This is a genomic window from Burkholderia sp. ABCPW 14 (assembly GCF_001523835.1).
GTDB lineage: Bacteria > Pseudomonadota > Gammaproteobacteria > Burkholderiales > Burkholderiaceae > Burkholderia > Burkholderia mayonis.
Genome location: NZ_LOVS01000088.1, coordinates 22307 through 45807, shown reverse-complemented (window position 1 = coordinate 45807; position 23501 = coordinate 22307). Strand labels below are relative to the sequence as shown.

At 71.7% G+C, this 23501-nt stretch carries 4 protein-coding genes; all 4 read left to right on the top strand.

The window, feature by feature from the left end; genetic code table 11:
* Nucleotides 1–9: 9 nt before the first annotated feature.
* From WS62_RS13430 to WS62_RS13415, 4 genes are read left to right on the top strand one after another with little or no spacing between them, the layout of a single operon-like run.
* Nucleotides 10–2712 (top strand): lyase family protein, encoded by a 2703-nt coding sequence (locus WS62_RS13430; RefSeq protein WP_066571405.1) that lies wholly within the window; start codon nucleotides 10–12, stop codon nucleotides 2710–2712.
* Nucleotides 2713–2752: 40 nt separating this feature from the next.
* Nucleotides 2753–3913, top strand: a complete 1161-nt coding sequence (locus WS62_RS13425) for a GntG family PLP-dependent aldolase (protein ID WP_082720946.1) — start codon at nucleotides 2753–2755, stop codon at nucleotides 3911–3913.
* Nucleotides 3910–4542, top strand: a complete 633-nt coding sequence (locus tag WS62_RS13420) for a GNAT family N-acetyltransferase (protein WP_066571403.1) — start codon at nucleotides 3910–3912, stop codon at nucleotides 4540–4542. Before WS62_RS13425 ends, WS62_RS13420 begins: the two co-directional genes overlap by 4 nt.
* Nucleotides 4539–23456, top strand: coding sequence for a non-ribosomal peptide synthetase (locus tag WS62_RS13415; protein WP_066571402.1), 18918 nt, complete (start codon nucleotides 4539–4541; stop codon nucleotides 23454–23456). The genes WS62_RS13420 and WS62_RS13415 overlap by 4 nt, the downstream gene beginning before the upstream one ends.
* Nucleotides 23457–23501: the final 45 nt, after the last annotated feature.

Sequence of the window (23501 nt, the reverse complement as noted above, 5' to 3'; positions counted from 1 at the left end):
GATTTACCTTTGGCGGCCACATTCATCGTGAAGACCTTCGTATTCATCGAAAGCAACACCACCGGCACCGGCCGGCTCTGTCTGCAAAAAGCGCTGCTGCGCGGCTACGACGTGCTGTTCGTCACGAGCCGGCCGCAGCTCTATCCGTTCCTGCAGGAAGAGAGGGTCGTGCCGCTCGTTGCCGATACGTCCGATCCGCAGCGGATCGTCGACGCGCTCGCGCCGTATCCGGCGATCGGCGGGATTTTCTCGACGTCCGAGTACTACATCGAAACCGCCGCGACCGTGGCCGCGCGCTTCGGCCTGCCCGCGGCGGACCCGGACGCGATCCGCGCCTGCCGCGACAAGGGCCGGCTTTACCGCTGCCTGCGCGACGCGGGCGTCGGCACGGCGGACACCGAGATCGTGTCCGATCGGACGCAACTGCGCGATCTGGCGCGCGGCATCACGTATCCGCGCGTGCTGAAGCCGGCGTTCGGCTCCGGCAGCGTCGGCGTGCGGCTCGTGCAGACGGAAGCCGACATGCTCGCGCACGGCGACCGGATCCTCGGCGCGCGCAGCAACGAGCGCGGCATCGCGGTCGCGCCGCAACTGCTCGTGCAATCGTTCGTCGAAGGCCCGGAATTTTCGGTCGAAGTCGTCGGACTCGGCGCGGCGCGCGGCTATGCGGTGCTCGGCGTAACCGGCAAGCATCTCGGGCCGTTGCCGTTCTTCGTCGAGCGCGGTCACGATTTTCCCGCGCCGATATCCGCCGCGCAGCGCGATGCGATCGTCGCCGAAACACTGCGCGCGCTCGACGCGGCCGGCCACCGCTTCGGCCCAGCCCACGTCGAATGCCGCGTGAGCGGCGGCAAGGTCGTCGTGATCGAAATCAATCCGCGTCTCGCGGGCGGCATGATCCCGCAGGCGGTCGAATGGGCGACGGGCGTCGACGTCCTCGGCGCGATGATCGACCTGCATGCGGGCACGCCGCCGGACCTGGGCCCGCGCCGCCGCGAGCACGCGGCGATCCGTTTCGTGCTGCCCGCGCGGCGCGGCGAGCTGAAGGCGCTGTCGTTCGAGCCGGACGACCGCTTCCCGGCGGTGCGCATGCGCTTCATGCCGCTGAAGCAGCCCGGCCAGCGCGTCGATCTGACCGGCGATTTCCGCGACCGTCTCGCGCTCGTCATCGCGAGCGCAGCCGATCCGGACGCGCTCGCGCACGCGCTCGAAGGCATCGATCGGCGCGTGACGGTCGTGCTCGGCGACGCCGACGCGGCCGGCGAGGGCGCGAGCACCGGCCGGCTGCGCCGCACGCTGCATCCGGAGGCGCTCTCGATCGTACGCAAGCCGGCGTCGCGCGCCGAGCGGCTCGCCGAACTCGACGCGTTCGCGGCGATCGACGAGGCGCATCTGCTGATGCTCGTCGACGCCGGCATCTGCGATCGTGCGCGGGCCGCGACGGTGCTCGCGGAAATCGCGCGGCAGCGCGACGCGGAATTCGCCGCGATCGCCGACGCCGTCGCGCCGCGCGGCGCGTATGCGCTGTACGAGCAGTTGATCATCGAGCGGGTCGGGATCGACGCGGGCGGCGCGGTGCATACCGCGCGGTCCCGCAACGACATCAACGCGTGCGTCGCGAAGCTGCGCGCGCGCGACTGGTTCGATACGTGCGGCGGCAAGCTGTGGCGCGTCCGGGCGGCGCTCATCGACAAGGCGCAGCACACGCTCGACTGGCCGCTGCCCACGTACAGCCAGTACCAGGCCGCGCAGCCCGGCAGCTTCGGCTACTACCTGTGGTCGGTCGAGACCGCGCTGCGGCGCGACCAGGCGGCGCTCGACCGGCTCGACGACGATCTCGCCGTCTGCCCGCTTGGCGCGGGCGCGGGCGCCGGCACCGACTTTCCGATCCGTCCGGACGTGAGCGCGGCGCTGCTCGGCTTCGCGCACAGCTTCGACAGTGCGCTCGACGCGGTCGCGAGCCGCGATCTCGCGCTGCATTTCCTGTCCGCGATCGCGATCGCGTCGACGACGTTGAGCCGGCTCGCGCACGACCTGCAGCTCTGGACGATGCGCGAGACCGATTTTCTCGCGCTGCCGGACGAACTGAGCGGCGGCTCGTCGCTGATGCCGCAGAAGAAGAATCCGTACCTGCTGGAAATCGTCAAGGGCAAGCTCGCGCACGTCGCGGGCGCGCTGAACGCGGCGGTGTTCGCGTCGCAGCGCACGCCGTTCAGCAATTCGGTCGAGATCGGCACCGAGATGCTCGCGCCGTGCGCGGACGCCGTGCTGGCGTTCGGCGAAAGCTGCGATCTGCTGCGGCTGATGGTGACCGGCGTGACGGGCGACCCGGCGAAGATGCGCGCGGCGGCCGAGGCGGGGCTCGTGACCGCGACGCAGGCCGCCAACGCGCTGGTCCGGGAGACGGACATCAGCTTCCACGCCGCGCATCGCCAGATCGGCGCGCTGATCACGCAGGCGCTCGACGCGCACGAAGATCCGGCCGCGGCGCTCGGCAGCTTCGTGCGGCAGCCGGGCGCGTCGATCGAAGAAGCGGCCGAACGGCTCGCCTACGGCGGCGGGCCCGGCGCGGCGGGCGCGGGACTCGCGCGATCGCGCACGCTGCTGCGGCAGTCGGCGGACCGCCAGTGGCGGCGCCGCGCCGCATGGCACGCGGCGGATGCGCGGCGGCGCGCGCGCGTCGCCGACCTGCTCGCCGCGACGCCGGCCTGAGACGGTGCGACGGTGGCAAGGCACGCGACATGCACATGCAATGACACGCACGACGACGGCCGCGCAGGCGGCGGTCTCGGCGACGAACCGGCGCAGCCAGGCCGGACGACCCAACACATGGACCGAGGCGATGATTGATTTCCTGAGCGACACGGTGACGCTGCCGACCGCCGAGATGCGGCACGCGATGTTCACGGCGAACGTGGGCGACGACTGTTACGGCGAGGACCCGACGGTCAACGAGCTGGAGTCGGTTGCGGCCGGCATGACCGGCAAGGAGGCGGCGGCGTTCGTCACGAGCGGCACGCTCGGCAACCTGACCGCGCTGCTCGCGCAGTGCCCGCGTGGGCACGAAGTGATCCTCGGCGAGCGCTCCGACCTGTACAACTACGAGGCGGGCGGCGTGTCGCTCGTCGGCGGCGCGGTGTTGCATCCCGTGGCGACGGCGGACGACGGCAGCTTGCCGGTCGAGCGGCTGCGCGCGGCGATCCGCGACAAGACCGACTACCAGTGCGCGCCCGCCGCGGTGATCGCGCTCGAGAATCCGCATTGCCTCGCCGGCGGCCGCGTGCTGTCGCTCGATTACCTGCGGCGGGTGCGCACGCTCGCCGACGAGCACGGGCTCGCCGTGCACATGGACGGCGCGCGCCTCTTCAACGCGCAAGCGAGCCTCGGCGTGCGCGCGACCGATATCGTCGCGCACGTCGATTCGGTCCAGTTCTGCCTGTCGAAGAGCCTCGCCGCGCCGTACGGCTCGATGGTGTGCGGCAGCGCCGACCTGATCGATCGCGTGAAGCGCTATCGGAAGCTGCTCGGCGGCGGCACGCGGCAGGCCGGCATCATGGCGGCCGCCGGGCTCGTCGCGCTGCGCACGATGGTCGCGCGGCTGTCCGACGATCACCGCCGCGCGGCGCGCCTCGCCGCGGCGCTGTCGCGGATACCGGGCATCACGCTGCGCTCGGCGGCGGTCGAGACGAACATGGTGTTCTTCGACGTCGCCGAGCCGGGCAACGATGCGTTTCTCGCCGCGCTGCGCGACGCGGGCATCCGGATGGGCGTGCTCGGCGACGGCGTCATCCGGGCCGTCGTGCACTACATGATCGACGACGACGCGATCAACCGCACCGTCGACGCGGCGCGGGCAATTCTCCGTCCGTTCGCACCGGCGTCCAAGCCGGCCGCCGTGCCGGAGGCGCAATGATGAGCGCCTTCTCGCTGACCCACGCGCACCTCGATTTCGGCCATGAAGGAACCCGCATGACCACTTTTCCCATTTCCACGCCGCGCCTCGTGCTGCGGCCGTTCAAGCGCGGCGATCTGGCCGCGTTCACCGCGTACCGGAACCATCCCGACGTGGCCCGCTACCAGAGCTGGTCGTCGTACACGCACGACGACGCGAACGCGTTCTTCGCCGAGCAGCAGGCGCTCATGTTCGATACCGACGACACGTGGTTCCAGATCGCCGCCGAGCACAAGGCCGACGGCGCGCTGATCGGCGACGTCGCGGTGCATTTCTTCGACGAAGGGCGCCAGGCCGAGCTGGGCGTGACGTTCGACGTCGCCGCGCAGCAGCAGGGCTTCGCGCTCGAAGCGGTGTCGCGGGTGATCGAGCTGCTGTTCGCCGATCTCGGCAAGCACCGCATCGTCGCGACGGTGGACGCGCTCAACGCGCGCGCGCAAAGGCTGCTCGAGCGGCAGGGCTTTCGTCGCGAAGGGCATTATCGCGAGAATGTCTTCTTCAAGGGAGCGTGGTCCGACGAGTACGGCTATGCGCTGCTGAATCGCGAATGGCAGACCCTTCGGCAAGCTGCGGCGGGAGGCGCGCAATGACGGCATTCGAGAATTTCGTCGACCTGTGCGCGCACCGCGCCGCCGCGAACGGCGACGCGCTCGCCTACCGCTATCTGAGCCCGCACGACGAGGATCGCGCGCTCAGCTTCGGCGCGCTCGATCTCGCCGCGCGACGCATCGCGGCCCGGCTCGCCGCGAGCGGCGCGCCGGGCGATCGCGTGCTGATCGTCTGCCCGCAGAGCCTCGACTATGTGACCGCGTTCTTCGGCTGCCTGTACGGCGGCTTCATCGCGGTGCCCGCGTACGCGCCGCGCAACAATCACCATTTCGAGCGGCTCAGCAAGATCATCGAAGACGCGCAGCCGCGCGTCGTGATGCTGTGCCGCAAGCAGTACGCGTCCGTTCACGCGTTCATCGAGCGCAATCCGCCGCTTCGCGCGGTCGAGCTCGTCGTCGTCGACGCGCTCGACGACGTGAATCCGGCCGGCTGCCGGCCGCACGCGGCCGCGCGCGACGACGTCGCGTTTCTGCAATACACGTCCGGCTCGACAGGGCAGGCGAAGGGCATCATGGTGTCGCACGGCAATCTGCTCGCGAACGAGGAGATGATCCGCACGACCTGCGGCAACACGCCGGACAGCCGCGCGGTGTTCTGGCTGCCGCTGTTTCATGACATGGGGCTGATGACGCTGTTGCAGGGCGTCTACGTCGGCTATCCGACGTACCTGATGGCGCCGATGGATTTCCTCGCGAATCCGCTGCGCTGGCTGCAGGCGGTGTCGCGTTTGCGCGCGACGCTGACCGTCGCGCCGAACTTCGCGTGGCAGCTCTGCGTCGAGAAGATCTCTCCCGGGCAGCTCGACGGGCTCGATCTGTCGAGCGTGACGGCCGCGGTCAACGGGTCGGAGCCGATCTCGGTGCGCACGCTCGACAGCTTCGTCGCGCGCTTCGGCGCATGCGGCTTTCGCCGCGAAGCGTTCCGGCCGAGCTACGGTCTCGCCGAGGCGACGCTCCTCGTCGCCGGATCGAGCGGACACGCGCCGAGCGGCGTGATCGAAGAAGCGATGATGTCGTCGGCCGGCCGCCGGACGGTGTTTCAGCGAGTCGGCTGCGGCCGGCCCGCCGCCGGCTGCGAAGTGGCGATCGTCGACCGCGACACCCGCGCGGTCCGCCGCGACGGCGAAGTCGGCGAGATCTGGGTCAAGGGGCCGCACGTCGCGCAAGGCTACTGGAACCATCCGGAGCAGACCGCGCAGACCTTCGGCAACCACACCGCGGACGGTGCGGGGCCCTATCTCGCGACAGGCGACCTCGGGTTCCTGCATGACGGCGCGCTCGTCGTCACCGGGCGCTGCAAGGACGTGATCATCCTGCGCGGCGACAACTATTACCCGTCGGATCTCGAAGCGACCGCGACGGCGGCCCATCCGGCGCTCGTGCCGGACGGCGCGGCGGCGTTCACGCTCGCGGGCGACGACGCCGGGCCGGACGACGCCGCGATGCAGGCACTCGCCGTCGTCGCCGAGGTGCGGCGCAACACGCCGGCCGCGCAGTTCGCGGAGATCGCCGCGGCGATCGTCGAACGGATCTCGGCGGGCTATGGGCTCGCGCTCGAGCGGCTCGTGCTGATCAAGGAGCGCTCGATGCCGAAGACGTCGAGCGGCAAGGTGCAGCGCGGCGCCGTGCGCGCGGAGCTCGATGACGGGCAGTTGAAGACGCTCCACGACGTGCGTCCCGGCGAGACCGGCGTGCGCGCCGCCGCGCAGCCGTTCGCCGAGCTGCACGCGATGCTTGCCGCCGCGCGCGGCGACGGCTTTGCGCGGATCGTCGAGGGCTTCGTGCTGAGCCAGTTCGCCGAGATCATGAAGACGCCGTTCTACGCGCTCGACCTGACGCGGCCCGTTGCCGCGCTCGGGCTCGATTCGCTCGCGCTCGTCAACGTCCAGCACCGGCTCGGCGCGGCGCTGAAGATCGATGCCCCCGCGGAGCTGCTGTTCAGCGACGCGACGCTCGGCGAGCTGGCGGCGCAGATCGGCGCGCTCGCGCAGGGCGCGTGGGCGGAGTCGGCGGAGTTGGCGGGAGCCACGGCCGCGTTGGATAAAGTGGCGCGGGCAGCGCCGGTGCCATCGGAAGCGGCGGCCGCGGCCGCGCCTTCGGGGACTGCCGAGGCCGGATTCGAGTCGGCCTCGGCGGTGGCCGGCTGGGACGCAACGCCCGGTCAAGCGGCGCTGTGGCTGATCCAGCAGGCCGACCGCGAATCGCGCGATTACAACGAGGGCTTCGTCGCCGCCGTCGACGGCGCGTTCGATCCCGAGCGGTTCATGCTCGCGCTGGCGCGCCTCGCCGCGCGCCACGACGCGCTGCGCGTGACGTTCGCCGAAGTCGACGGCCGCCCGGTCGCGCGCGAAGCGGACGCGCTGCAGCAATCGACGGTCCGCTGCGCGGACGACGCGGCCGCGCTGCAAGCGGCGCGCGACGCGCTCGCCGCGCCGTTCGACTTGAGCCGCGCGACGTGGCGCGCGGTGCTCGCGCAAGGGCCGGGCGCGACCTATGTCGCGCTGGCGCTGCATCATGCGGTCGTCGACATGTGGTCGTTCGACATCCTGATCGCCGAATTGAAGCAGTGCTACGACGCGCTCGCGCGCGGCGCCGACGTGTCGCTCGCCGCGCCCGGCGGCTACCGCGAATTCGCCGCATGGCAGCGCGGCTGGCTGAACTCGCCGGAAGCGGCGGGGCACGCCGCGTATTGGCGCGATCGGCTGCGCGGGATGCCGGCGCGCTCCGCGTTTCCGTCGACGTCGATTTCGACGCCCGCGCCCGCCGCAGGCGCCGGCGCGCGCGCCCACCGCTTCGCGATCGACGCGCGGACGATGGACGCCGTGCGCACGCTCGCGCAGCGGCACGGCCTCACGACCTATCACGTGCTGTTTGCGGCCGGCGCGCTGCTGCTCGGCCGCTACGCCGGCCAGCGCGACGTGGTCGTCGGGATGCCCGCGCACGGCCGCCCGCGCGCGGCCGACGCACGCACGATCGGCTATTTCGCGAACGTGCTGCCGATCCGGGTTGCGCTCGACGACCGCAAACCGCTCGCCGACTGGCTGCACGATGTCAAGGACGCGATCGTCGGCGGCCTCCGGCATCAGGCGCTGCCGCTGCCCGTGCTGACCGAGGCGCTCGCGCTCGAGCGGGGCGCGCAGGACGGCGCGCTCGTGCAAACCGTGATCTCGCTGCTCGCGCCGAGCGCGGCGCGCATCGATGCATGCGCATCGGATCACGCAGCGGACGCCGGCGACCGGCTCTCGCCGTTCGCGCTCGGCGACGCGGGCGGCCGGCTCGCGCTGGGCGGCGCGACGCTGACGTCGTGCGAATCGCGGCACGACCGCGCGCCGTTCGACATCGCTTTCACCTTGATCGACGACGGCGGCGAGCTCGCGGCGTCGATCGGCTACCGCGCCGATCGCCACTCGGCCGCGATGATCGAGCGGCTCGCCGCGAACTACCGCTGCGTGCTGGAGGCGCTCGCGCTCGCGCACGCCGCGCCCGCGCGGCTCGGCGACGTGCCGCACGTGTCGGCCGCGGAGCGCGCGCTGCTGCGCCGCAGCCTGACGCATCGCGCGCTTGCGCAGGGGGCGGCGGCTGGCGGAGACGGCGACAGCGTCGTCGATCGGTTCCGCCGCATGGCCGCCCGGCAGCCGGACGCGATCGCGCTTGCCGGCACCGCACGCACGCTTACGTACGGCGAACTGGCGCGCGCCTCCGACGCGCTCGGCCATGTGCTGCTCGACAACGGCGTCGCGCCCGGCGACCGGGTCGTCGTCGCCGTCGGCGAGCGCGCGACGCAGACGCTCCTCGCGCTCGCGACGCTCAAGGTCGGCGCGGCCTACGTGCCCGTCGACCTCGCGAATCCGCCCGAGCGGCTCGCTTATCTACTGAACGATTGCGGCGCGAATCTCGTGCTGACCACGCACCGCGACCGGCCGAGCCTGCCCGCGACCGGCGCGGAAATCGTCTGTGCGGACGAGCTCGATGAGCTCGACGACGCGACGCTCGCAGGACATGCGAGCCGCCCGCTGCCGCGCATCGCTTTCAATGCGGGCCAGCCCGCGTATTGCATCTACACGAGCGGCTCGACCGGCCAGCCGAAAGGCGTGCTCGTCACGCACGGCGGCTTGGCGAATCTCGTCGACTGGCACGTCGACGCATTCGCGCTGGACACCGGCGCGCGCGCCGCGATGCTCGCCGGCCCCGGCTTCGACGCGGCCGTGTGGGAAATCTGGCCTGCGCTGTGTGCGGGCGCGAGCCTCGCGGCGCCCGCGCCGGACGCGCGGCACGACGTGGCCGAGCTCGCGCGCTGGCTCGACGCGCACGCGATCAGCCACTGCTTCATGCCGACGCCGCTCGCGGAGGCATTCATCGCGGCGGCCGCACGGCCGCGCGCGCTGCGCTTCCTGCTGACGGGCGGCGACCAGTTGAAGGCGCGCGGCCGCGCGGGCGACGGCTTCCGGCTGATCAACGCGTACGGCCCGACCGAAAACACCGTGGTCACGACGAGCGGCGCGGTCGAGCCGGCGCCCGCGTCGGCTCACGGCGATGACGCGCACGACCGCCTCGCGCCGCTGCCGGACATCGGCGCGCCGATTCGCGGCCAGTCGCTGCACATCCTTGACGCGCAACTGCGGCCGACGCCGCTCGGCGTGAGCGGCGAGTTGTACGTGAGCGGCGCGGGCCTCGCGCTCGGTTATCTGAATCGGCCCGCGTTGACGGCCGAGCGCTTCGTGCCGGCCCCCGACGCGGACGCGTCCGGCGTGGATTCTCCCAGCGTGGATGTGCCCGGCGTGGATTCGCCTGGCGCACGGATGTATGCGACAGGCGACATCGTGCGGCTCGACGAAAGCGGGCGGCTGCATTTCGTCGGTCGCGCGGACGACCAGGTACAGATCCGCGGCTTCCGGGTCGAGCCGGGCGAGGTCGAAGCGGTGCTCGCCGCACATCCGGGCGTCGCGCAATGCAAGGTGATCGCGTTCGAGCGCGAACCGTCGGGCAAGCTGCTCGCCGCGTACGTCGCGGGCGACGCGAGCTTGACCGAAGCGGCGCTGCGCGCGTTCGTCGACAGCCGGCTGCCGTCGTACATGCGGCCGGCCGCGTTCGTGATCGTCGACGCGCTGCCGCTCGACGCGAACGGCAAGATCAGCCGGCGCGCGCTGCCGTCGCCGATGCTTGCGGCCGCGGACGAAGCCGCCTTTGCCGATCCGCTCGAGCAGGCGGTCGCGAGCGTCTATCAGGAAGTGCTCGGCTGCGGCCCGGTGCGCGCCGACGACGATTTCTTCGCGCTCGGCGGCCATTCGCTGCTGGTCGCGCGCGTCGCGTCGGGCATTCGCGCGCGGCTCGGCATCACGGTGTCGATTGCCGACCTGTTCGCACATTCGAAGGTGGCGGCGCTCGCCGCGCACCTGCGCGGCGAGGCCGCCGCGCCCATCCGTCCGCCCGAGCGGCTCACGCGCGCCGGACGGCCCGCGCGCGCGCCGCTCAGCCCCGCGCAGCAGCGGATGTGGCTGCTGCAGGCGCTCGAACCGGACAGCGCCGATTACCACGTCTGCGGCGCGCTCCGGGTGCGCGGCGCGCTCGATCTCGACCGGCTCGCGGCCGCGCTCACGCAGACCGTCGCGCGCCACGAGGCGCTGCGCACGTGCTTTCCGAAGCACGACGGCGAAGCATGGCAGGTCGTTTTGCCGCCGGCCCCCGTCGACGTGGAGCGGCTGTCGGTCGACGTCGGCGGCGCATCGCCGGCGGCGCGCGACGCGGCCGTGCAGGCGCGGATCGACGCGTGGGAAGCGCAGCGCTTCGATCTCGAGACCGGTCCGCTGTTCAGGGCGGCATACCTGCCGCTCGCCGATGACGACGGCTATCTGCTGCTGAATCTTCATCACATCGTCGCGGACGGACGCTCGATTGCGATCCTGCTCGACGATATCGCCGCGCGCTATGCGGGCCTGCACGCCGGGACAGCCAGCGCGGCGGCGCTCGACGCGCCGGATGCCCCGCACTATGCGGACTACTGCGTGTGGAGCCGCTCCGAGGCCGCGCGCGAACGCGAGGCCGCGTCACTGCCGTTCTGGCGCACGCAGCTTGCGGGCGAACTGCCGGCGGGCATCGCCGCGCTGCGTACGACCCGCGCCGGCGCGGCGCACGACACGCAAGACGCGCCCGGCGCGCGGTCCGGCGACGAAGTCAGCGACACGCTGCCGGCCGGTCTCGCGGAGAACATTCGCGATGCGGCGGCGCGCTGGGGCGTGACCGAATCGACGGTGTATCTCGCCGCCTACGGCCTGCTCGTCGCGAAATTCGGCGGCGACGCCGACGTGCTGATCGGCATCGCGTACGCGGGCCGCGATCTGCCGGACACGGCGGACATGATCGGCATGTTTGTCAACGTGCTGCCGATTCGCGTCGAGGTTGGCGACGCGGACGCGTTCGAGCAGCAGGTGCGCGGATGGCGCGACGCGTGCGTCGGCGCGTTCCGGCATGCGCATGTCAGCTACGAGCGGATGGTGGCGCTCGCGGACGGCGAGCGTCGCGACGGCGCGGGCGAGCTCGTGAAGACGATGTTCGACTTCGAGGAGCGCGGGCTGCTGCCGCGCGCATTCGGCGACGCGCAGCTCGGCGTCGAGCGCCGTCCCGATCGCAGCGCGAAATTCGACCTGACGCTGCGCTGCAGCCCCGGCGCAAACGCGCGCATGCGGATCGCGATGAATTTCCGGCGCGCCGTGCTGAGCGTCGAGCGGGCGCGAAGCCTGCTCGACGCATACCGGCTGATCCTCGAACAGGTGCTGCAAACGCCGGACCTGACGCCCGCCCGCACGCGGCTCGTCGGCGACGCGCAAGCCGACGCGCTGCTGCGGCTCGGCGCCGGGCCAGCCGCGCCGTGGTCCGGCGCGCCGGTGCATCGGCAGATCGAACGCATCGCGCACGCCGATCCGAACGCGCTCGCGATCGCGGGCGAAGACGGCGCGCGCATCGGCTACTCGGTGCTCAACGCGGTCGCGAACCGGCTCGCTCGCCGGCTGCAAGCGCTCGGCGTCGCGCCGCGCGACGCGGTGGCGCTGTGCATGCATCCCGGCCCGTCGTTCGCGCTCGCCGCGCTCGCGGTGCTGAAGCTGGGCGCCGCGTACGTGCCGATCGACCCGCGCTATCCGGACCCGCGCAAGCTGCGCATCGTCGCGGACAGCGGCGCGCGGCTCGTCGTCACGGAGCCGGACGCCGCGCCCGCGCAGACGCCGGACGCCGCCGCGCCCGTCTGGTGGGACGCGCTCGCGGTGGAAGCCGCGACGCTGCCGGACGGCGATCTCGATATTGAAACCGCGCCGGACGATCTCGCGTACATCGTCTACACGTCCGGCACGACCGGCGCGCCGAAGGGCGTCGAGATCCCGCACCGGGGCCTCGCGAACCTGTGCGAATGGCATGCGCGCGCGTACGGGCTGCACGACGCGCCGCGGTCGATCCGCGCGAGCCAGACGGCGGGCATCGGCTTCGACGCCGCCGTGTGGGAAATCTGGCCGTATCTGTGCACGGGCGCGAGCGTCTGGTTCGCGCCGGACGCGGCGCGGCAGTCGTCCCGCCGCCTCGAAGACTGGCTGACCGCGCAGCGCATCACGCATTGCTTCGTCGCGACGCCGCTCGCGCACGCGGTGCTCGCGGACGGCTGGCCCGGCTCGCCGAGCCTCGCATACCTGCTGACGGGCGGCGAGCGGCTCACGCGCCGCGCGCCCGCCGGCGCCCGCTACCGGCTGTTCAACCACTACGGGCCGTCGGAAAACAGCGTCGTCGCGACGGCGGGCGAAGTCGCGCAAGGCGCCGGCGGCGAGCCGCCGTCGATCGGCGCCGCGCTCGACAACGTCCGCATTTACGTGCTCGACCGGCACGGCCAGCTCGCGCCGCGCGGCGTGCCCGGCGAGCTGTACATCGGCGGCGCATCGCTGATGCGCGGCTACCGGTCGAACGACGCGCTGACGCGCGCGCGTCTCGTCGCCGATCCGTTCGCGGGCGCGCCCGATGCGCGGATGTATCGCACCGGCGATCTCGTGTGCTGGAACGACGCGGGCGAGCTCGACTACGTCGGCCGCGCCGACGATCAGGTGAAGATTCGCGGTCACCGGATCGAGCCGAGCGAAATCCTGCATGCCGTCAAATCGGACGCCGGCGTGTACGACGCGGTGGTCACCACGGTCGACCATCCGCAAGCCGGCCCGCAGCTCGTCGCGTACGTCGTGTTCGCGCCGGCCGTTCGCGCCGGCGCGAGCACGGCCGGCGCGCCGGATCGCGCGGCGCGCGTCAGGCGCGCGGTCGCCGCGCAGTTGCCGGCGTTCATGGTGCCGGCGCACGTCGTCGAGCTCGACGCGCTGCCGCTGACGAGCAACGGCAAGGTCGACTACGCGGCGCTGCCCGCGCCGCGCGCGGCGAACGCGAACGCGCACGCGCCGCGCACGCCGCTGCGCACCGCAACCGAGCGCGCGCTCGCCGACATCTGGGGCGAGCTGCTCGGCGAGCCCGTCGACGACGCGCACGCGAACTTCTTCGCGCTCGGCGGGCATTCGCTGCTGGCCGCACGGGCCGTCGCGCTGGTCGAGACGCGCCTCGCGCGCGAGATTGCGCTGAAGGACTTTTTCGCGGCCGAGGATCTTGCGGCGCTCGCGCGCGCGCTCGATGCGGCCGGCGTCCATGTCGGCATTCCCGCCGCGCCGGCCGGCGCGCCGATTCCGCTGTCGCCGTATCAGCAGCGTCTCTGGCTCGTGCAGGCGTTCGATCGCGGCAGCGTCGACTACAACGTCGTCGGCGCGCTGCGCGTGACCGGCGCGCTCGATCCGGCGCGGTTCCGCGCGGCCGTGTCGGCGGTGGTCGAGCGGCATGCGATCCTGCGCACGCGGATCGTCGACACGGAAGACGGCCCGCGTCAGCACGCGCCGGACAGCGACGCGCGCGAGGCGGATCTGCTGCAGATGAACCTGACGGGCAACCCGCCGTCGATGCAGGACGGTTTCGTCCGCGACTACCTGGCGCGGATGGCCGTCGAGCCGTTCGATCTGGCCGCGGGGCCGCTCTTCAAGCTCGTGCTGATCCAGACGGCGGCCGACAGCGCGGTGCTCGCCGTGAGCTTTCATCACATCGTCGTCGACGCGTGGTCCGCTAACGTGTTCCTGCGCGATCTGCTCGAATGCTACGCGGCGCAGCGCGCACGGCGTGCGCCGCGGCTCGCGCCGCTGCCGATCCAGTATCAGGACTACAGCGTCTGGGCGCAGCGCGAGCTGGCCCGCTCGGAAGATGCGCTGCGCGCGTTCTGGCGCGACTACCTGCGCGGGCTGCCCGCGCGCGCGCCGCTGCCCGTCGCGCGTCACGGCGCCGACGCCGGGGCGCGCGCCGGCCGCCGGCTGTCGATCGCGTGGCCGGCCGACACGCTCGCGCGGCTGAAGGCGCTCGCGCGCCGCGAGCAGGCGTCGCTGTACGAAGTGCTGATCGCCGCCTATTTCGCATGGCTGCACCGGTTGAGCGGGCAGGGCGATCTCGTCGTCGGGATGCCGTACAACGATCGCGGACGCGCGGAGCTGGAGAATCTCGTCGGGTTCTTCGTCAACGTGCTGCCGGTGCGCGCGCGCGTGCGGCCGCATCTGTCGTACGCGGCGCTCTTGCGGCAGGTCCGCGACGATCTGCGCCGCGTGTACCGGCATCACGCGCTGCCGTTCGACCGGATCGCCGAACAGTGCACAGACGCGACGGGCAGCCTGTTCCAGACGATGTTCGACCTGCAGGCGGAGCCGCTCGCGCACGACGCGCGCGCGGCGGACGGCGGTAGCGACAGCGACGGCCTGCGCGCCGAGTTGCTCGACGGCGCGCCGGAAGCGCCGGTCGCGGACCTGTCGGTCACGTTCCGCGAAGCGGCGGACGGGCTCACGCTGTCGTGCGTGTACGCGGCCGACCGCTTCGATGCGCCGGCCGTCGAGCGCTGGCTCGACAATTTCCGCGCGCTGCTCGACGGCGTGGCGACCGACGCCGACGAGGCCGTTGGGCGCCTCGCGTTCCTGACGGCGAACGAGCAGGCGATCGTCGACCGGCTGCGTAACGCGGCGCCCGTCGACCACCGCGACGTGCTCGCGGAGGCGGGCGGCGCGACCGGCCCGGCGCTGCTGCACCGGCTCGTCGACCGCTGGGCGACGCTCGCGCCGGCGAACCCGGCGCTCGTGTCGCCGGGGCAGACGCTGAGCTTCGCGGCGCTCGCGCGCAGGACCGACCGGCTCGCCGGGATCCTGTGGGAAGAGGGCGTGCGGCCGGGGATGGTGGTGGGCGTCGAGGCCGCGCACAGCGTCGACGCGGTGCTCGGCATCATCGCGACGATCAAGGCGGGCGCGATCTGCTTCCCGGTCGACGTCCGGCTGCCGCCGGACCGGCTCGACGCGGTGATCGCGGACAGCGGCTGCCGCCACGTGCTCGCGTCGGCGGGCGTGTCGCTCGGGCGCTTCGACGGCAAGCGGCTCGCGCTCGACGGCGCGGCGTGGCGCGCGCGCGACGCGGCCGCGCCGGCCGTCGATGCGACGCCCGACCACGGCGTGTTCCTGACCTACACGTCGGGCACGACGGGCGCGCCGAAGGCGTCGGTTCTCCATCATCGCGGCATCGTCAATTACATCGGCACGGTCGTCGAGCGCTTCGGCTATACGCATGGCGATCGCGCGATGCTGTTCGCGCCGCTCACGTTCGACGCGTCGCTCGAGGAGATCTTCACGCCGCTGTGCGCGGGCGCGTCGCTGTACGTCGGCGACGAAAACGTCAAGCGCTCGGTGCCGGCGCTCGTCGATACATGCCGCGCGCAGCGGATCAGCGTGCTCACGCTGCCGACCGCGTACTGGCGCGTGCTGAGCGAGCATCTCGCGGCAGGCGGCGGCGCGGCCGAGCTCGGCGCGGTGCGGCTCGTCAGCATCGGCGGCGAAAAGGTCACGCTCGAGGCGATCCGCCAATGGCATCGCGCGACGGCGGGACGCATCGCCCTCTACAACATCTACGGGCCGAGCGAATGCTCGATCGGCAGCATCGTCGACCGGATCGACGTCGAGCGCGCGCTCGAAGACGGCGAAGTCTATCTGCACCGGCCGGTCGCGAACGCGCATCTGCACGTGCTCGACGCATGCCTGAATCCGGTGCCCGCCGACATGCCGGGCGAGCTCTGGATCGGCGGCGTCGGCGTCGCGCACGGCTACCACGGGCGGCCCGCGCTGAGCGCGCAGCGCTTCGTCGCCGATCCGTTCGCCGTCGTGCCCGGCGCGCGGCTGTATCGGTCCGGCGATCTGGTCCGCTACGATCTCGAAGGACGCCTCCATTACCTCGGCCGCGCCGACTTCCAGGTGAAGGTGGACGGCATCCGCGTCGAGCCGGAAGAGATCCAGGCGGTGCTCGAATCGCATCCGCAAGTCGCGCAGGCGGTCGTGCTCGCGGGCGAAGCGCGGCATGCGCGCAATCCGCTGATTGGCTATGTGACCCTCGACAAAGCGCCGGCCGGCGCGCGCGCGGCCACCGGCACCGACGGCGCGGCGTTCGTCGACTTCCTGCGCGCGCGGCTGCCCGCGCACATGGTGCCGGCCCAGGTCGTCGTGATGGACGCGTTCCCGCTGACGGCGAACCAGAAGGTCGACCGCCGCGCGCTGCTGCTCGCGGCGAACGATTCGGTCGTGGCCGCGCCCGCGCTGTCGGCGACCGAAACGGCGCTGCTCACGCTCTGGCATGAGCTGCTCGGCGACGGCACGTTCGGCGTCGACGACAATTTCTTCAGCCTCGGCGGCAGCTCGCTGCTCGCGATCCGCATCAATAGCCGCGTCGAGGCGATGTATGCGGTGCGGCTGCCCGTCGCCGCGCTGTTCGACTGCCCGACGGTGCGCGCGCTCGCGGTGCTCGTCGAGCGGCTGCGCGCGAGCCGCGACGCCGCGCCCGACGCAGCCGCGCAGCGGATCGAGCGGATCGAGCGGATCGAGCGGATCGACGCGCGCGCGACGCCGCTGTCCGGCGCGCAATACCGGCTCTGGTATCTGCATCAGCGCGATCCGGACAGCACCGCGTACCATCTGCCGGACCTGCTGAAGCTTGCCGGGCCGCTCGACGCCGCCGCGCTGCGCACGGCGCTCGCACGCACGCTCGGCGAGCACGAATCGCTGCGCACGACGTTCGTCGTCGAAGGCGAGACGCCGGTGCAGGTCGTCGCCGCGCAAGCGGAGCCGCGGCTCGACGTGCACGACTTGTCGGCGCTCGCGCCCGATGCGCGCGACGCGGCGCTCGATGCGCTCGTGCGCCGCGCGCTCGACACGCCGTTCGATCTCGAACGCGGCCCGCTCGCGACGTTCGCGCTCGTGAAGCGCGCGCACGACGAGCACGTGCTGCTGTCGGTGTTTCATCACATCGTCGTCGACGGCTGGTCGGTGGGCCTGTTCCAGCGCAGCCTCGCTCGCCATTACAACGCGGCGCGCGGCCGCCGTGCATCGGCGCACGCGGCTGCCGACGCGTCCCCACGCGCGCTGCAATACCGCGACTTCGCCGCGTGGCACCGCCGCGTGCTCGACGGCGGCGAACGTGAACGCCAGCTCGACTACTGGCTCGCGCAGCTCGACGGCACGCTGCCCGTGCTGCAACTGCCGACCGATTTCAACCGCCCGCCGCAGGCGAGCGGCGGCGGCAAAGCGTTCTCGTTCGAACTCGACGCGGCGCTCGCCGCGCGGTTGCAGGCGGTCGCGCAACGGCATCACGTGTCGATGTTCATGCTGCTGCTCGCGGCGTATGCGGCGCTCCTCGCGCGCTACGCGCGGCAGGACGATCTGCTGATCGGCGTGCCCGCGCTCGGCCGCACGCGGCCCGAGTTCGAGTCGGTCGTCGGCTTCTTCGTCAACACGCTGGTGATCCGGGTGCGGGCGAATCCGTCGACGACCTTCGCGAGCCTGCTCGAGCACGTGCGCGCGACCTGCCTCGACGCGTTCGATCATCAGGACGTCGCGCTCGAAGAGATCGCGGCCGGCGTGAACGCGCGGCGCGAACGCGACGGCAGCGGGCTGTTCCAGACGATGTTCTCGTACCAGGAGGCCGACGCGCTCGAACCGGCCGCGTTCGACGGCCTTGCCGCGACGAGCGTCGAGCCCGAGCACCGGAGCGCGAAGTTCGACCTGTATCTCGCGACCTGGGCGCAGAACGGGCGGCTCCACGGCGGCTTCGAGTTCAGCACTGACCTGTTCGAGGCGGCGACGGTCCGGCGCATGGCCGATCACTACCGGAACCTGCTCGCCGGCGTCGCCGCGCATCCGGACGGCGCGCTCCACGCGCTGCCGCTCCTCGGCGACGAAGAACGCGCGTACCAGGTGCGCACGCTGAACCAGGCGTCGCTGCCGCTGCCCGACGGCGTCTACGTGCGCGATCTGTTCGCGCGGCAGGCCGCGCTGCATCCGGCGCGCGTGGCGGCGACCTGCGGCGACGCGTCGCTGACCTACGGCGAGCTCGACCGCGCGACCGATCGCGTCGCGCGCAATCTGCTCGCGGCCGGCGCGCGCGGCGAGGATCTCGTCGGGCTGCTGGTCGGCCGCAATCTCGACTATCTGGTCGCGATGCTCGGCGTGCTGAAGGCGGGCGTCGCGTTCACGCCGATGAATCCCGACGATCCCGCGCACAAGCTCGAACGGATCGCCGAGCTGGGCAACGTGCGCTATGTCGTGCACGACGCGGCGAGCGCCGAGCGCGCGCACGCGCTGGCGACGCAGGCGACGCGCATCGCGCTCGACGCGCTGCTGCGCGAGCCGGCGGCGGCGATCGACTTCCTGCCGCTCGCGCCGTCGTCGCTCGCGTACGTGATCTATACGTCGGGTTCGACCGGGCAGCCGAAGGGCGCGATGATCGAGCAGCGCGGGATGCTGAATCACCTGCTCGCGAAGATCGACGACCTGGCGATCGGCGCGGACGACGTCGTCGCCGAGATGGCGGTGACCACCTTCGACGTGTCGATCTGGCAATACCTCGTCGCGCTGCTGGTCGGCGGCCGCACGGCGGTGATGCCGGGCGACGCGGCGTGGGACCCGCAGCAGCTGCTCGCGCAGCTCGACGCCGGCGGCGTGACCGTGTTCGAATCGGTGCCGTCGCACATGAAGATCCTGATCGACGAGCTCGAAGCGCGGCCGGGCCATCACCGGCTCGACCGGGTGCGCGTGTACGTCAGCAACGCCGAAGCGCTGACGCCCGCGCTGTGCGCGCGCTGGTTCGCGTGCGCGCCGCACATTCCCGTGGTCAACACGTACGGTGCGACCGAGTGCTCGGACGACACGAGCCACCTGTGGATTCGCGAGCCGATGTCGACTGCGTTCCCGTACGTGCCGATCCAGGGCACGCTGCCGAACCTGACGACCTATCTGCTCGACGAGCGTCTCGAACCGGTGCCGGTCGGCGTGACGGGCGAGGTTTACATCGGCGGCGTCGGCGTCGGGCGCGGCTATCTCGGCGATCCGGTGCGCACCGCGCGCGCGTTCGTGCCGGACCCGTTCTCGCCGGAGCCGGGCCGCCGCCTGTACAAAACAGGCGACCTCGCGCGCTACCGGCCGGGCGGCACCCTCGAGTTCCTCGGCCGCGAGGATTTCCAGGTGAAGATCCGCGGCCAGCGGGTCGAGATCGGCGAAGTCGAGAAGGCGATCGGCGATCACGACAACGTGCGCCAGGCGGTGGTGGTCGCCGCGCGCGACGGCAAGGATCGCCTGTATCTGCTCGGCTACGTGATCCCGCATCGCCATCCGGCGCCGACCGTGCCCGAGCTGCGCGCGTTCGTCGCCGGCCGCGTCGCGGGCTACATGGTGCCCGCGTCGTTCGTGCTGATGGACGAATTCCCGCTGAACGCGAACGGCAAGGTCGACCGCAAGCGCCTGCCGAAGCCGGCGGATCAGGATGTCTTCCGCCGCCACGAGCACGTCGCGCCCGCGACGCAGACCGAGGCGCGGCTCGCCGAGTTGTGGCGCGAGCTGCTCGACGTCGACGAGATCGGCGCGCTCGACAGCTTCTTCGAGCTCGGCGGCCATTCGCTGCTCGCGGCCGAGCTGACGTTGCGGGTCCGCACGCTGTTCGGCGTCGCGCTGCCGCTGCGCACGCTGTTCCAGTCGCCTCAGCTTCGCGATGTCGCGGCGGCGCTGGACGCGCTGCGCGCGTCGGCGGACACGGCCGGGCCCGCGCGCGTCGAGCGCCTGCCCGCGCGCGCGCACTACGAGCTCGCGCCGTGCCAGGTGCCGGAGTGGTACGCGTACCAGATGGACCCGACGAGCCCCGTCTACAACATCAGCGTTGCCGACCTGTTTTTCACCGGCAAGCTGAACCGCGACGCGTTCGTCGCCGCATGGCGGACGATCCTCGACCGGCACGACGTGCTGCGCGTGAAGTTCGACTATCGCGACGGCATGCCGATCCAGATCGTCGATCCGGCGATCGACATCCGCGCGGACGACGTGTTCCTCGATCGCACGACGCTCGCCGGCGCCGACGCGATCGACGAGGCGAACCGGCTCGGCGCACGGTTCGGCACCGCGCCGTTCGATTTCGCGAACGGCCCGCTGTTCCGGCTGCACGTCGCGCGCTACGCGGGCGACTTCCATCAGTTGATCTTCGTCGTGCACCACATCATCTGGGACGAAACGTCGCTGATCAACCTGATGCTCGAGCTGAGCGAGCTGTACAACGCGCATGCGGCGGGCCGTGCGGCGAACGTGCCGGCGCTCGAAGTCGGCTATTTCGACTACGTGCAATGGACGCACCAGCAACTGCGCTCGGGCGCGTTCGACGAGCACAAGCGCTACTGGCTCGACATGTACCGCACGCTGCCGCCGCCGCTCGACCTGCCGACCGACCGTGCGCGGCCGAACCTGATGTCGTACCGCGGCGACGCGCTGCGCACCTGGCTGCCGCGCGGCGTCGTGCGCAAGATCGAGGCGTACCTGAAGCAGCACGACGTGACGCTCTTCATGCTGCAGCTCGCGATCCTCGACTGCTATCTGAGCCGCATCAGCGGTCAGCGCGATTTCGTGATCGGCTGCCCGATCGCGGGGCGCGCCGACGCGCGCCTGAAGCCGCTGCTCGGCCTGTTCGCGACGCCGATGCCGATCCGTTGCACGATCGACGAGACCATGACGTTCGGCGAGCTGCTCGCGCAGGTGTCGCGGCGTACGCTCGATGCGTTCGAGCACTATCACTATCCGTCGAACCAGGTAATCGAGCAGTTGCAGCACGAGAAGGACCTGTCGCGGCCGAAGCTGTTCTCGATCATGTACGGGGTGCAGAACAACAAGACCGACCTGATGGGCCGGCTGAAGTTCGACGGCCTCACGCTCAGCCTCGAGAACGTCGTCGATACGGAGAACAAGTCGTCGAGATTCGATTTGAACTTCGTCGTCGACCAGTTCGGCAGCGACATCATGTTCAGCTGCATCTACAACGCCGATCTGTTCGACGCGTCGACGATCGAGCAGATGCTCGACAACATGACGGCGCTGATGGATCAGGTGCTCGACGACCCGGACCGGCCGCTGCATCGCTACACGATGGTCGGCGCGAACGGCAATCCGCCGGCGGTGCTGCACGGCCCGCGCGTCGACTACGACGGGACGGTGACGATGCATGCGCTGATGGCCGAGCAGGCGGCCCGCACGCCGGCGGGCACGGCGCTCGTCGCGCAGGGCGTCGAGTACGACTACGAGACGCTGAACCGGCAGGCCAACCGGCTCGCGCATTATCTGCTGTCGCTCGGCGTGGCGGGCGGCGACAACGTCGCTGTGATGCTGCGGCCATCGTTCGAGATGGTCGTCGCGCTGTACGCGATCCTGAAGGTGGGCGGCGCGTTCGTGCCGATCGGCCCGCAGTATCCGCAAAAGCGCGTCGACGCGATCCTGCGCAACGCGGGCGCGCGCTGGGCGCTCACGCACAGCGGCCACCGGCGCGCGTTCGCCGCGTTCCCGTACGATGTCGTGTGCGTCGACGACGTGATGGGCGCGCTCGGCGGCTATTCGGACCGCAATCCGCCGCCCGTCGATCCGCGCCAGCTCGCGTACATCCTGCACACGTCCGGCTCGACCGGCGTGCCGAAGGGCATCGAGATCGAGCATCGCGGCGTCGTCAGCATGCTCGCGGACCTGCAGCGGACTTATCGCCTCGACGCGAGCGACCGCGTGCTGTTCCACACGCCGTTCACGTTCGATGTCTTCATCCAGGACGTGTTCTGGCCGCTCGCGTTCGGCGCGCGCGTCGTCGTGATGGGCGACGACGCGCTCAAGAGCGCGCACGGCTTCGCCGACATGATCGAGCGCGAGCAGGTGACGCTCGCCCAGTTCGTGCCGGCGATGCTCGAGACGCTCGTCGACGCGCGCGAGCGTGGCGAGATCGCGGGCCTCGCGTCGCTGCGGCAGGTCATCTGCGGTGCGGCGGCGCTGTATCGCGGCCTGGCCGAGCGCTTCTCGCGCGCGTTCGACTGCCGCCTCGCGAACCATTACGGTCCAACCGAAGTGACCGTCGACGCAAGCCGCTTCGACTGCGGCGAGCCGTTCGCCGGCGACACCGTGCCGATCGGCCGGCCCGTCGGCAACGCGAGCCTCCACGTGCTCGACGCGCATCTGCAGCCGGTGCCGCGCGGCGTGATCGGCGAGATCTGCGTCGCGTCGCCGGGCCTCGCGCGGCGCTATCTGAACGACGGCGAAGGCACGGCGCGCGCGTTCGTCGAGGCCGTCGTCGACGGCGCGCCGCTCAGGCTGTACCGGACGGGCGACCTCGGGCATTGCGATCGAGCGGGCGTCATCTACTTCCACGGCCGGGCGGACAAGCAGTTGAAGATCCGCGGCAATCGCGTGGAGCTCGACGAAATCGGCAGCGCGCTGCGCGGCCATCCGGCGATCGCGGCCGCCGCGCTTCAGTATCGCGAGGATGCGGCGCACGGCGGCCGGCTCGTCGCGTACGTCGAGCAGACGGCGAGCAACCATCAGGTGACGGCCGGGCCGGGCGGCGCGCCGCAGTACGGCTTCACGCTCGAGCAGCGGCCGGAGCTCGCCGTGGCGGCGCTCGCGTTAGCGCCGGACGGTTCGGACAATCCGGGCGATTCGGGCGATTCGGGCGATTCGGGCGATTCGGCGCACGAGCTCGCGCGCCGTTTCCCGGCGTGCCAGCTCGTCGTGACGGATGGCGCGAGCGCGGTGACGGCGTTCTGTCAGGCCGTGCCGCTTCGGATCGAGGCGACGGCGGGCGGCGATGCGCGGTCCGCCGCGCCTGTGCTCGGCCGCGACGCGGCGCTGCGGCTCGCGTTCGCGCAGCAGGACGACGGCGTCGAGCCGAACGCGCTGTACGTGCTCGACGATGCGGCGGCGGGCGCGCCGGCGACGTCGCCCGCTGCGCGCGCGGCGCTGCTCGCGCAGTGGCGGCGGCTCGCGGCGGCGCTCGGGCTGGCGCGCGTGTGGCTCGCGAGCGCCGGCGGCGGTGCCGCCGCCGAGCAAGCCGACGCGTCCGGACGAGACGTCGCGCCCCTTGCGTACCTGACGCGCGACGCCGTGCGCGCCTGGCTGCGCCAGTCGCTGCCCGACTACATGATCCCCGATCAGGTCCACTTCATCCCCGCCATTCCGCTGACCGACAGCGGCAAGGTCGACGCGCGGAACCTGCCGGTGATCGAGGTCGACGAGCGGCCGGGCAGGCAGGCGGCGAGCACCGCGCTGCAGCGCGAGCTGATCGACGTGTGGGCGCGCCTGCTGCAAGTCGAGCAGATCGGCGTGACCGACGATTTCTTCGTGCTGGGCGGGCAGTCGCTGAAAGCGATCGAGATGGTCGCCGAGGTCGGCCGCCGTTACGGCGTGAAGATCCAGCTGCGCCAGTTTTACGAGAACCCGACCATTCGCTATCTGGAAGCGCTGCTGACCGGACGTGCCTGACGCGAATGACGGCGCGTTCCGGCTTGCCGCCGGCCGGAACGCGCA

Bases quoted from the DNA above. Each gene is read 5' to 3' on its own strand.
- WS62_RS13415 (WP_066571402.1), top strand. From the start codon at position 4,539: ATGACGGCATTCGAGAATTTCGTCGACCTGTGCGCGCACCGCGCCGCC.
- WS62_RS13425 (WP_082720946.1), top strand. From the start codon at position 2,753: ATGACACGCACGACGACGGCCGCGCAGGCGGCGGTCTCGGCGACGAAC.
- WS62_RS13420 (WP_066571403.1), top strand. From the start codon at position 3,910: ATGATGAGCGCCTTCTCGCTGACCCACGCGCACCTCGATTTCGGCCAT.